Origin of the sequence: Methanobrevibacter sp. (genome assembly GCF_051877095.1) — an archaeon.
In the GTDB taxonomy this organism is placed as follows: Archaea; Methanobacteriota; Methanobacteria; order Methanobacteriales; family Methanobacteriaceae; genus Methanocatella.
Genome location: NZ_JBJEIO010000002.1, coordinates 49,308 through 61,247 on the forward strand (window position 1 = coordinate 49,308; position 11,940 = coordinate 61,247).

The following is an 11,940-nucleotide window of genomic DNA, read 5'->3' on the forward strand; positions in this document are numbered from 1 at the left end:
GTATATGAGTGATGTAAAAAAAATACTTGGAAATTATTCTAAGGATATTACAAAAACAATAGAAGAAGAATTGGCAGTAATTACTCCTAATAATCTTGCAGAAGCATCAGTTTACCTTACAAGAGCTGGTGGTAAAATGCTTAGACCTGCTTTAACATTAATTGCTGCTGAAGCTGTTGGTGGAGCTTGTGAATCTGCATTAAAACCTGCTGCAGCTATTGAATTAATCCACACATTTTCACTTATCCATGATGATATTATGGATCAAGATGATATGAGAAGAGGAATGCCTTCAGTTCATAATGTATGGGGTGATGATGTAGCAATTCTTGCAGGAGACACATTGTTTTCAAAAGCTTTTGGAATTATTATTGGAAATGAAGGAACTACTTCAGATCAAAACAATAAATCTTTAGCTACTGTTGCTGATGCTTGTGTAAAAATTTGTGAAGGTCAAGCATTGGATATGGGTTTTGAGGAAAGATTTGATGTTACTGAAGATGAGTATATGGAAATGATTTTCAAAAAAACTGGTGCTCTAATTGCAGCAGCTACTAAAGTTGGAGCTATTATGGGTGGAGCATCAGATGAAGTCATTAATGCAATGTATGAATATGGTCGTTTAATTGGTCTTGCTTTCCAAATTCAAGATGATTATCTTGATTTAGCATCTGATGAAGAAACATTAGGTAAACCAATTGGGTCAGATATTGGTAAAGGTAAAATGACTATTATTGCAATTAATGGTTTAGCTAGTGATGATACTGGTAGATTACTGGAAATCTTAAAAGATGATGAAAACTCAGAAGATGATATAGCTGAAGCAATTGATATTTTAACAAATTGTGGTGCTATTGAATATGCTCGTAATTTAGCATTAGAATCTGTTAGTCAAGCAAAAGTAACACTTGAAATATTAGATGATTCTCAATTCAAACAAGTACTTGTTGATATTGCAGATTTTGTACTTGAGAGAAGTGCATAATTTTTCTCTCACTTTTTTTATTTTTTAATATTTTCATATTTTTTACATAGATAATTAGGTTAAATAATTTTTTAATTTATAGCCTTTAATTTTTGATTAAAATAATTTATATTTCTAGTTATTGTTATTTTTATTTACTCAATTGTACTTTTAATAATAATTTAATTATTTATATGTTTTTTTGATTTAAACTCGTTAAATTTAATAAATTTAAAAGATGAAATGTATATGTAATATTGTTTGTATAAAAATAAATTGATATTATTTCAACATGATGTGAAAATTTAAATATTTGAACTTAGATAAACTAATAAGATAATAATATAATTTTTATTTAGGTGAAAATATGAGTTGTTATAAATACTGGGGCAAAATTGAAGAAATTGCTAATAAGTTAGCCTCATATGGTGATTTAGATAAGTATGGTGATTCTGCATTAGATAATGTTGATATTAATGAAATCATTGAAATTTTAGATGATGTTGAAGTTATTGCTCATGATAACACAATAGATTTTGATTCAGCAAAGCATATTCTTGATGATGAAAAAATGAATAAAGCTTTAACATTAATAAGAAAATTTTATGTTTATGTCGGTGCAAGACTTGAAACTGAAAAAGCAATTGAAATGTTAGAAGCTGATGATATGGACACAGACTTAAAATCATTTGAGTTTTATGATCGTTATGTTGGATTATTAAATAATGAAAGTCAATTAGCTAAATTCAATGAAGATAAAACATTTGTATTTTTAGGTTCAGGTCCTCTTCCAATTACTTTGATGATGTTTAATGAATTATTTGGATGTAAATGTATTGGAATAGAACAACAAGAAGATGTCGCTGAACTTTCAAGAAAACTTTTAAAGAAATTAGGTCTTGAAGATGAAATAGAGATCATTGTTGGAAATGAAACTACACTTGAATCATTGGATTATGATATTTTAATGGTTGCAGCTCTTGCAGAACCGAAAGATAGAGTATTTTCAAATATCTGGCAATATGTTGATGAAAAAACTCCGGTTATCTATAGAACTTACACTGGAATGAGAGCAATTTTATATTCTCCTGTTTTGGATAAAGATACAAGAGGATTTCATAAGGAAGTAATGATTTTACCAACAGGTAATACAAACAATACTTCTGTTTTAATTAGAAAAATTGTTTAGTTTTTTTAAATAATCTAGTCTATGGATACATAGGCTTTTTTTACTTTTTTTAGATATTTATTGATTATTCTTTTATAATATTATTTTATAAATGGTATTTTAGGTACAATCGTGGAGAGGCATACATAAGTAGCTATTTCAGGTAATATTGTCTCAGTATTGATAAATTCTAAAAAATATTCTATTTAATTTAAACAATCGTTTGACTCATGATTTATTTAATGTTTTAATTGATTAGGAAGAGGTTATGTAATATTCTTCTTTTTATTTTTGATTTTTGATAGTTGGTTCAGGAATCTTTCATCATAATTTCTTGAGATGTCTTCGTATTTATTCCAAATTCCAATTGCAGTTTCTGGAAGAACTGTTCGCGTATCTTCACTAAATTTGGTATATGTATGCATCATTTCTTTGGAATCACAGATTAATACTTTTACAAAGGGAATATCTGCTTTATGAACAAGTATATTATTATTTTTGAAAAATTCAATAATATTAAATGTTTCATTGTTAATGTAACATGTTGGAGCGGATAAAATATTCACATTTAAATTTCTTCTTTTTTTAAATGCTTTTACTAATGCTTCTCCTTCACCTTCAAATAAAAATCCGATTCTCATGTTAATTGAATGTTTGGCACGGTTTATGATTTCTAATTCTTTGTTTATGATTTTATCAACACCATAAATTCTCCAAATGGGAGCTTGGACTTGACTCATACCATTTTCGTATATGTTTGTTAGTCTGGTTACTGTGTCATCTATTTTGGAGTTTAATCTTTCTTTCTCAAGGGTTAATACTTCAACAGGTGATTTAACATTATAAGTTATGGGCCTTCCTTCTTCAATATCTATGTATTTTTTTTCGATTAATCCGTTTAGAACATCATATATTTTGCTTCGGGGAATTCCTGATTTTCTAGAAATTTCTGTTGCATTTGATGAGATTAGTGAAGTGAGTGTTATGTATGCTTTGGCTTCATATAGAGTAAGACCTATTTCTTTAAGTACTGTTATATTTTCATCCATAGTTGTTATATTATGATATTTAAATTATAATACTTACTATTACTACTTATAAAGTGACAAAATATTTATATATTCTTTGGAGATATTTTTAACTAACAATATGAGAGGTAATTATTATGGCAAATGAATTAGATATGTTTTGTTATCAATGTTCTCAGACTGCTCATGGTACTGGATGTACAGTATCTGGAGTTTGTGGTAAAAAACCAACAATAGCAAGATTACAAGATAATTTAATCTTCACTATGAAAGGAATTAGTGCATATAATTATAATGCGAATGTGTTAGGAAAATATAATCCTGAAATTGATGCGTTTTTAACTAAAGGTTTATACACTACATTGACTAACGTTAATTTTGATGCTGAAGATTTAGTTGCTCTTGCATTAGAAGCAGGTAAAGTCAGTGTTGATGTAATGAGATTACTTAAAGATGCACATATTGATGCCTATGGTGAGCCAAAACCTGTAGAAGTAAAAGTTGGTGCACAAGAAGGACCTGCAATCATTGTAACTGGGCATGACTTAAAAGCATTAGAAGAATTATTAAAACAAGTCGAAGGAACTGATATTAATGTTTATACTCACTCTGAAATGTTACCTGCACATGGATATCCTGGACTTAATAAATATAAAAATTTAGTTGGTCAATTAGGTGGAGCATGGCATGATCAAAGATCAATCTTTAAAAAATACAATGCAGCTATTGTTGGAACCAGTAACTGTGTATTACCAGCACTTGATGAATATAAAGAAAGAATGTTTACTATGGATGTAGCTAAACTTGAAGGAGTAAAAACCATTGAAAATTATGATTTTTCTGAAGTAATTGAATGTGCAAAATCATTAGGATCATTAGAACCTGAAGAATTAACTACTATCACTACTGGTTGGAGTGCAGGAGCTATTGTTGAGCATGCTGATGCAATCAAAAAATTAGTAGAAGAAGGTAAAATAAGAAGATTTTTTGTTGTAGGTGGATGTGATAAAGCAACAAAACAAAATGACTACTACAGAGATTTCGTAGAAAACTTACCTAAAGATACAATTATTTTAACTTTAGCATGTGGAAAATATAAATTCAATGATTTAGATTTAGGTGATATTGAAGGAATTCCAAGATTATTGGATGTAGGTCAATGTAACGACACTATTGTTGCAGTTGACATTGCATTAGCTTTATGCGAATTATTTGATATGGAATTAAACGAATTACCATTAACAATTGTGTTAAGTTGGATGGAACAAAAAGCAGCAGCTGTACTTTGGGCTTTGCTTTACCTTGGTAAAACTGACATGTGGATAGGTCCAGTACTCCCTGCATGGTGTAATGAGGATATCCTAAATGTTTTAGTAGAAAATTACAATTTAACTCCAATTTCAGGTAATGCATTAGAAGACATTAAAAAAATCATGGGTGAATAATTATGAATGAAGATATTAAATCTAAAGCATTAGATATCCAATCATTATTGGATTATCAAGAAGATAGTGTTGTTAGTCGTGAAGTAATCAAAAAAGAGTTAGGTACTGTTACTTTTTTTGCTTTTGATCAAGGTCAAGGATTATCTGAACATTCTGCTCCTTTTGATGCAATGGTTCAAGTAATTGATGGTGAAGCAGAAATCACAATTTCTGGTAAAAAAAATACAGTAAAAGCAGGTGAAATAATTATAATGCCTGCAAATGAGCCACATGCACTTCAAGCGGAAAATAGTCAATATAAAATGATTTTGACTATGATTAAATCTGAGTAAAAAAGGAAGTTTTAGATGAAATGGAAATATGTAATATGAATTTTTCCATATTCATCTTTAAACGAATTAATAATTTATTATCATCTTTATAGATGTTATTTTTTCCACCAAATCAAAATCCAGTCTGCTTTGTCTTTAACATTATAATACTTTTTACTTTCTTTATCATATGTGAGAATTTGTTTTAAGTATTCTTTTAGAAGTTCTTTTTCTTCATCATTATACAAATCAAGTCTAAATTTACCATTATCAATGGCTTCTTCGATACTATTATACTCACGATAGTTAGGTAGGTTTAACCTTTCAATATTTGCATAAATTCCTAAATTAAATAATATATTAAAGAAATAGTTGTAATCAGGGAAATCTTCAGTTTTAATTCCAATTTCTTTTTCAAAGTCTTTTTCAATCTTTTTGTTTTCAGGTCCAAAGACAGTTATGAAAACATATTTTTTTGCAATTTTATTGAGTTGTAAGAGTGTATTTTCAATAGGGATAATACCATTCAGTGACCTTGAGCAAATTATTGTATCAACTTCTCCAATTTCATCATAACTTATCTCTTCAATTGGTTTTAGAATGGTTTCAATATTGTTTAAATTGTTTTCATCAGCTCTTTTTCTAAGATATTCTAGCATTTTTTGGGATGAATCAATTCCTATTACTTTTTTAACTTTTTTAGCTATTGGAATAGTGACTGATCCTTCACCACACCCAACATCCAAAACAATATCGTTTTTATTGAGTATTAATTTTTCAAATAATGCATTTTGATAGTCATCTTTTTTTGTTCTTTTATAAAAGCCAGGCGCAGCTTTATCCCAATCTTTGTTTACTTTATTTTCTAGGCGTTCTGCCCAAAAGTTAGCCCAATCAACATCGTTTGGATTATTAATACATTGTTTCATATTTACACCTTTGTTTTTCCATTTAAAACATTTTGATAATCTTCATAGTTTGCTTTTAAAAGTTCAGGTATATCAAGTTCATATGGACATTTATCAACACAAGAATAACACTCTGCACAGTCTTTTGTTTTTGCCATGATTTCTTGAGTTTTTTCATCTAAATTAGGTTCAGTAGGAAAGCGTCTAATCCATAGAGACATTCTTGAACATAAACTAATATTAATTTCTTCTGGACAAGGCATACAGTATCCACAACCTCTACAGAAGTTTACTCCAAGTTCTTTTTTATCTTGTTGGATAATCTCTTTTAAATCATCAGTCAAAATAGTATTAGCATCATAAGACAAGAATTCATCAAGTTCTTCTAGTTTTTGGATTCCCCATATTGGTAAAACATTATCAAATTGATTCATATATGCAAAACTAGCTTTAGAATTTTTAATTAATCCCCCACCCATTCCTTTCATAGCAATAAAACCAACATCTAATTGCTTACATTTTTCAATAAGACTTAATTCTTCAGCACCACTTAAATATGAAAATGGGTATTGTAGTGTTTCATAGAGCCCGCTGTCTAGTGCCTCATGTGCATGTGTAATCTTATGGGTTGTAATTCCAATATGTCTTACTTTCCCTTCTTCTTTAGCTTCAATCATTGCTTTATATAATTCATCATCTTCTTTTGGACAAAAAGAGATATTATGGAATTGGTATAAGTCGATATAATCAGTTTTTAATTCTTTAAGGGAGGTTTCTAAATCATTCCAAAATTCTTCTGTGGTTTCCATTCCAGTTTTTGTTGCAATATAAATGTTTTCACGAACATCTTCAAATGCTTTTCCAAGTTTGCTTTCGCTGTCTGTGTAAAAACGTGCAGTATCATAGAAGTTAATTTCATTGTCATAGGCTTTATTAAGTATTTCGATTGAATCCTCTTCGTTTCTTCTCTGGATTGGAAGTGCTCCAAATCCATTTTTGTTTACTATAAGATTAGTTTTTCCAAGCCTCATTTTAATAACCATTTAGTTTTAATATGATGAATAATATGAAAATGATGAATAATAAAATTAAAGATGTTTTTGTGGAGAAAAATTTGCTTTTTCTAAATTCTTTATCTTTCACGTCTCCTTTTTTCATGATTCTTTCTTTTTCAAAGGAACATTTTTGATAAATTGATTCGATATCTTTTGGGAGTCTTCCATGTTCATTTAACATGTTGATGGTTTTGTTTAAGTATTTAATGGCTTCACTGTCATCTTCAAGATTAATGCAACAAAATGCTGATTTATAGTTGAAGTTTGTAATGAGTTCCAAATCATCTTCAACTTTGCTTTCATAATTTAAGCAGTTTTTGTATTCTTTTAATGCATCTTTATATCTTCCAAGTTCATATAATGCATCACCTTTTGCATTAAATCCAATTAATGTGTCTTCTTCTTGTAGTGATTTAGTTAAATACATAAGGGCTTCTTCATTTTTACCAGTCTTTTGAAGCATTTGACCTTTGTATAAATCTGACTTTTGATTAGATCCAAATTGGTTTTCATAATTATTAGTGAATCTTAATGCATCTTCATATCTTTTGGCTTGAATTAGAAGTTCTATTTTTCCAATTAAAAGTTCTTTTTTTGAAATACGTGGTTTTTCAATTTTTGAATAATTAGAATAGTTTTTATAAGCATCATCCATATATTTTAAAGCATCATCAATGTTTCCCTTATTGAATTTAGACATTGCCTTATCACATAGTACATTAATGGATTTCGGTTGTATATTGAGATACTCATCAAAGTATTTTTCACCATAATCTCCATTATCATGTGTTTTATCATAATATTGATAGTACATTCCTTTTTCTTCAAGAGCAATCATATAGTTCTCATTGATTAATAAATCTAGAATAGATAGATAATTTTTAATATCATCTTTAGAATGTCTTTTTCGAGCTAATCTGATAGCTTCTGTGCAATTACCATCATTTATATATTTTTGTGCTTGGTCAATATAATTTGTCATTGTATCAACTTTTTTTTATTTGTTTATAACTGCATTGCCTAATATTTATATATGTTCATATAGATAAATAGTAATACTTATTTTTTATATTAGTTAATGAATTGTGATGATTAAATGAATGATTTAGAAAAAATTGTTTTTAAACATGCTTTATTAAATGCAGCTAAACATAAAGGAAATGCAAATCCTGGTGCTGTAATGGGTTCAATCATGTCAAATGAACCTGAACTTAGAAGTAAGGCAAAAGAAATTGGACCTTTAGCAGGTAAAATTGTAGTACAAGTAAATGCTTTATCTCCAGATGAGCAAGCTAGTGAAAGGGAAAAATTAGGTGTTGAAGTTCAAGAGAAAAAAGCAAAAGCGAAAGAAGTAGGACTTCAAGAGCTTCCTGGAACTCATGAAGATATTGTGTTGCGTTTTGCTCCAAATCCAAGTGGACCGTTACATATTGGACACTCAAGGGCAGCTGTTCCTAATGCAGAATATGTTAAAAGACATGATGGTAAATTAATTTTGAGAATTGAAGATACTGATCCAAAAAGAGTATTTGAACCTGCTTACAAAATGATTCCTGAAGATTTAGCATGGTTAGGAATAGAACCAGATGAAATCGTTTACCAATCTGATAGATTTGAAATTTATTATAATTATGCTCGCCAATTAATTGAAAAAGGTGCAGCTTACATGTGTACCTGTGATGGTGCAACATTTAAGAAACTTAAAGATAATTGTAAACCTTGCCCATGTAGAGATAACAGTGTAGAAGAAAATCTTGAATTATGGGAAAAATTTGACACTATGGATGCTGGTGAGGCAGTACTTAGAGTAAAAACAGATATTAATCATAAGAATCCAGCTATTCGTGATTGGGTTGCAATGAGATTGGTTGATGAGGAACATCCTCGCATGGGAACTAAATATAGAGTATATCCAATGATGAATTTCTCTGTTTCAGTTGATGATCACTTAATGGGTATGACTCATGTTTTAAGAGGTAAAGACCATTTAGCAAACAGTGAAAAACAAAAATACTTATATGACCATATGGGATGGGATTTACCTGAATTCATCCATTATGGAAGACTTAAAATGGAAGATATCGCACTTAGTACCTCAAGAGCAATGGCAGGAATTGAAGATGGCACATATAGTGGATGGGATGATCCAAGACTTGGAACTTTAAGAGCTATTGCAAGAAGAGGAATTGATCCAAGAACAATCTACAATTTAATTACTGAAATTGGTGTTAAAATGGCTGATTCTGCAATAAGTTGGAAAAAGATTTATGGATTAAACCGTAATTTTATAGAACCGATTGCAAATAGATATTTCTTTTGTGAAAATCCTATAAAAATTGAAATTGATGGTTATGAAAATGGAGAAGTTTCAATAGAAAGACCATTACATGCAGACCATATGGATAGGGGAAATAGGATATTGCCATTTGATGGTAGTGCTTATCTAGCAAAAGAGGATATTACTAATGGCCTTTTTAGATTAATGGATGCAGTTAATGTTGAAATCATTGATGATAAAGTAAATTATCACTCAACATCATTTGAAGATGCAAGAGATGTTAAAGCTAGAATCATACAATGGGTTCCAACTAATGATAATGTGAATGTCAAAATAGTTATGGATGATGCATCAATTAAAACTGGGCTTGGAGAATCTGCTCTTAGTGATTTAAAAGTTGGAGATATTGTTCAATTCGAAAGAGTAGGTTTTGCTCGTTTAGATGAAATTAAAGATGATGAATTAATATTCTATTATGCTCATAAGTAGTGATAAAATGACTATGTTTAATAATGGTTATTCAACTCTTCAAATTCCTGAAGGTTTTAATCCTGTTAATACCAAAGATGAATTTAATGATTTATATCTAGTGAATACTAACATTCCTATGTCTATTAAATTTTCAACAACACCTACATTAGTAGGGCTTCCAGCTATAAAAGAAGATATTGAAAAGAATATTGAAAAGAATAATAGAATCAACATGATATTGTCTGATTTTATCCCAATAAATGATGATATTTATTATTTGATTATTTCTTCTTTCTCTGATGGTGAAAAAGAGATTAGACGTAATGAATTTTTATATGTTAAAGATAGTAATTTATACATTTTTGAATTTACTTATCCTTATGCTGATAGGGAATTAGATGATTTTTATCTAAATATTATCCGTTCTTTTAAAATTAGTGTTCCAAAATATATTGTTGAAGATGGCAAGTATAAATTAAATGAATAATTTAATTTATTACTCTTTTTTTAATTTTAGCTTAAAATAATTCAAAAAAAAAGATTTGTAAAAAGATATTTAATATATCTTTTTAACATCAGTTGGTTTGATTATAATATTTTGACGTCTATATTTAACAGAGATGTCATCACCATTGATAGCGTAAACTTGACTAGAGTAAGTTTCACCTAAATGATTGAATATAATTTCATCTCCTTTTTTAAGTACAACTTCCTCATTATTTATTTTTATTTTTATATTATCTCTTGAAGGTTTACTTTTAATTGAAGTTTCTGATGGTGTATTATCTGGTTTTGGAACATCTCTAATTACTTCAAATGCTTTAGGTTTGTTTTCTGATTTTTGTTCATTATCTCCAAATGCAGATTCAATATCTTCAATAGGATCCACATAATCAGAATGTGTTTCATTTATAATAGGTTCAAATTCATCATATTCCTTCACGTTTCTAATGTAAGGTTCTTCTTCAGAGATATTCTCTTCAATGTGTTCAGGTTCAACAGTTAATTTTTCTTTAACTTCTTGGAATAATTTAGAACCTTTGATTTTCTTTGTGAATTTATCTAAATCTTTTCTATAATCTAAATCCATAGTTTTGCTATCATTTTCAACAGATGACCCATGTTCATTATCTTTGTTTTCATTTATTTTAGTTGGAGTCTTAAGGATTGGTTCTTTAATTTTTTTATTAGGGATATCTAATTGGTCATTGTCTGCATTCAATAAGACATCAGTGATATTTTCATCTTCAGAAATGCTTTCAATTTCTTCTTTTTCTTGATATGCGGATGAAATTGCTTTTTCAATAGTTTTTTGAGATTTCAAAGGAGTTTCAATTTCTGTATATGTTTCATCCTTATTTTCTTTTTCATTTAATAAACTTTCAATTGTTTCAACTTCATCATGAGATGTTTCTTCAACATTTTCTTCTTGCTTTTTAACGATACTTTCTTTAAGTTCAGTTAATTCGCTATCTTCTTCTTTTGGTTGTTCTTTTTCCCTTTCGTCATCTTTTCTTTTAGATTCTTTAATTAATTCATCAATTGTGAATAAATCTTTTAATTCTGTTTTATCATTTTTATTTTGGCTAATAATATCCCTCTGAATTGGTTTAATTGGTTCTTGAAATTTTTTAACGTTATTTCCGTAATCTATGAGAACTTGATTTTTGGATTCGTATTCATAAGTAGAGTTATTGTTAACTTCTGGAACAATATAACTATCATAATCTTTTGGAGTATGTTGTTGATTTCCATATAATGATTTAATATTTTGAGATTTTTTGGTTGATTTTGAAGATAAACTATTGCTGAAATTATTTGCATTGATTTTTTCTTTTCTTTGGGATGTCATTTCATTAATGCTTTTAGCACTTGGAATTATTGATCCTTCATCATGTTCGAGTTCGTCACTTTTGTAGTGTAATTTAACTAATATGCAAGCAATTACACAAATTATTGCAATAGTTATCCAAATTAATATGGTGATTCCATTCATTTTTTCAACCCTGATTTTTCATTATTATAGTATAATTATGTTATTTATTAATTTAAATAGTTTTATATTATAATGTTATTCCAGGAGATATTTATTTAATTTTAAAATTAGTAATTCTAATTTAATGGATAATTGTTCATTGTTTTATTTAGGAGTCTTTTTTTTAAAAAACTTTATTTTTAGTCTTTTTGTTATTATTAAATTATTTTAATCATATTTTTTCATAAATAGCAAATGTTTCTTTAAATTAGTTAAGACTCTTTTCAAAAACTTTGTTGATTTTCAAAATCCTTTTTGCGGTTGTCATTCCAAATTA

11 protein-coding genes are annotated in these 11,940 nt (G+C 28.4%); 6 read left to right on the plus strand and 5 right to left on the minus strand.

Features of this window, described 5'->3' with window-relative positions:
• The first annotated feature begins 4 nt into the window (after positions 1 to 4).
• Together idsA and ACI389_RS01535 are read left to right on the plus strand one after the other, a co-directional pair.
• Positions 5 to 985 carry a short chain isoprenyl diphosphate synthase IdsA gene (idsA, locus tag ACI389_RS01530; RefSeq protein ID WP_439779788.1) on the plus strand — a complete coding sequence of 327 codons (981 nt, stop codon included), beginning with the start codon at positions 5 to 7 and terminating at the stop codon, positions 983 to 985.
• Positions 986 to 1,331: 346 nt separating this feature from the next.
• The gene (locus ACI389_RS01535) at positions 1,332 to 2,153 is read left to right on the plus strand and encodes a nicotianamine synthase family protein (protein ID WP_439779789.1); all 822 of its coding nucleotides are present in this window, start codon (positions 1,332 to 1,334) and stop codon (positions 2,151 to 2,153) included.
• A 245-nt stretch (positions 2,154 to 2,398) separates the two neighbouring features.
• Here the strand turns inward: ACI389_RS01535 and ACI389_RS01540 are convergent, their stop codons facing one another.
• Entirely contained in the window at positions 2,399 to 3,181 is a 783-nt protein-coding gene (locus tag ACI389_RS01540) for a TrmB family transcriptional regulator (protein WP_439779790.1), read from the minus strand.
• 116 nt (positions 3,182 to 3,297) lie between these two features.
• On the opposite strand from ACI389_RS01540, the gene hcp reads away from it, so the two are divergent.
• Complete coding sequence (hcp, locus tag ACI389_RS01545; protein WP_439779791.1) at positions 3,298 to 4,605, plus strand: hydroxylamine reductase; 1,308 nt, start codon at positions 3,298 to 3,300, stop codon at positions 4,603 to 4,605.
• Between the two features lie 2 nt (positions 4,606 to 4,607).
• A complete protein-coding gene (locus tag ACI389_RS01550) occupies positions 4,608 to 4,937 on the plus strand; it encodes a cupin domain-containing protein (RefSeq protein WP_439779792.1) in 330 nt (109 codons plus the stop codon).
• 95 nt (positions 4,938 to 5,032) lie between these two features.
• Here the strand turns inward: ACI389_RS01550 and ACI389_RS01555 are convergent, their stop codons facing one another.
• Genes ACI389_RS01555 through ACI389_RS01565 form a run of 3 tightly spaced genes read right to left on the minus strand, consistent with a single transcriptional unit; the run spans position 5,033 to position 7,861 of the window.
• Entirely contained in the window at positions 5,033 to 5,845 is an 813-nt protein-coding gene (locus ACI389_RS01555) for a class I SAM-dependent methyltransferase (protein ID WP_439779793.1), read from the minus strand.
• Positions 5,846 to 5,847: 2 nt separating this feature from the next.
• Positions 5,848 to 6,855 (minus strand): aldo/keto reductase, encoded by a 1,008-nt coding sequence (locus ACI389_RS01560; RefSeq protein WP_439779794.1) that lies wholly within the window; start codon positions 6,853 to 6,855, stop codon positions 5,848 to 5,850.
• A gap of 1 nt (position 6,856) precedes the next feature.
• Positions 6,857 to 7,861, minus strand: coding sequence for a tetratricopeptide repeat protein (locus ACI389_RS01565; RefSeq protein ID WP_439779795.1), 1,005 nt, complete (start codon positions 7,859 to 7,861; stop codon positions 6,857 to 6,859).
• Between the two features lie 114 nt (positions 7,862 to 7,975).
• Between ACI389_RS01565 and ACI389_RS01570 the strand changes: the two genes are divergently transcribed.
• Positions 7,976 to 9,646 (plus strand): glutamate--tRNA ligase, encoded by a 1,671-nt coding sequence (locus ACI389_RS01570; RefSeq protein WP_439779796.1) that lies wholly within the window; start codon positions 7,976 to 7,978, stop codon positions 9,644 to 9,646.
• A gap of 7 nt (positions 9,647 to 9,653) precedes the next feature.
• Entirely contained in the window at positions 9,654 to 10,115 is a 462-nt protein-coding gene (locus tag ACI389_RS01575) for a hypothetical protein (RefSeq protein ID WP_439779797.1), read from the plus strand.
• A 69-nt stretch (positions 10,116 to 10,184) separates the two neighbouring features.
• On the opposite strand, the gene ACI389_RS01580 is transcribed toward ACI389_RS01575, so the two are convergent.
• On the minus strand, positions 10,185 to 11,624 hold the full coding sequence (locus tag ACI389_RS01580; RefSeq protein WP_439779798.1) for a hypothetical protein: 1,440 nt from the start codon (positions 11,622 to 11,624) through the stop codon (positions 10,185 to 10,187).
• Positions 11,625 to 11,940 lie beyond the last annotated feature (316 nt).

Excerpts from the sequence above, each read along its gene's own strand:
- ACI389_RS01560 (WP_439779794.1), bottom strand. The coding sequence starts at position 6,855 with ATGAGGCTTGGAAAAACTAATCTTATAGTAAACAAAAATGGATTTGGA.
- ACI389_RS01555 (WP_439779793.1), bottom strand. The coding sequence starts at position 5,845 with ATGAAACAATGTATTAATAATCCAAACGATGTTGATTGGGCTAACTTT.
- ACI389_RS01580 (WP_439779798.1), bottom strand. The coding sequence starts at position 11,624 with ATGAATGGAATCACCATATTAATTTGGATAACTATTGCAATAATTTGT.
- ACI389_RS01540 (WP_439779790.1), bottom strand. The coding sequence starts at position 3,181 with ATGGATGAAAATATAACAGTACTTAAAGAAATAGGTCTTACTCTATAT.
- ACI389_RS01575 (WP_439779797.1), top strand. The coding sequence starts at position 9,654 with ATGACTATGTTTAATAATGGTTATTCAACTCTTCAAATTCCTGAAGGT.
- idsA (WP_439779788.1), top strand. The coding sequence starts at position 5 with ATGAGTGATGTAAAAAAAATACTTGGAAATTATTCTAAGGATATTACA.
- ACI389_RS01550 (WP_439779792.1), top strand. The coding sequence starts at position 4,608 with ATGAATGAAGATATTAAATCTAAAGCATTAGATATCCAATCATTATTG.
- ACI389_RS01570 (WP_439779796.1), top strand. The coding sequence starts at position 7,976 with ATGAATGATTTAGAAAAAATTGTTTTTAAACATGCTTTATTAAATGCA.
- ACI389_RS01535 (WP_439779789.1), top strand. The coding sequence starts at position 1,332 with ATGAGTTGTTATAAATACTGGGGCAAAATTGAAGAAATTGCTAATAAG.
- ACI389_RS01565 (WP_439779795.1), bottom strand. The coding sequence starts at position 7,861 with ATGACAAATTATATTGACCAAGCACAAAAATATATAAATGATGGTAAT.
- hcp (WP_439779791.1), top strand. The coding sequence starts at position 3,298 with ATGGCAAATGAATTAGATATGTTTTGTTATCAATGTTCTCAGACTGCT.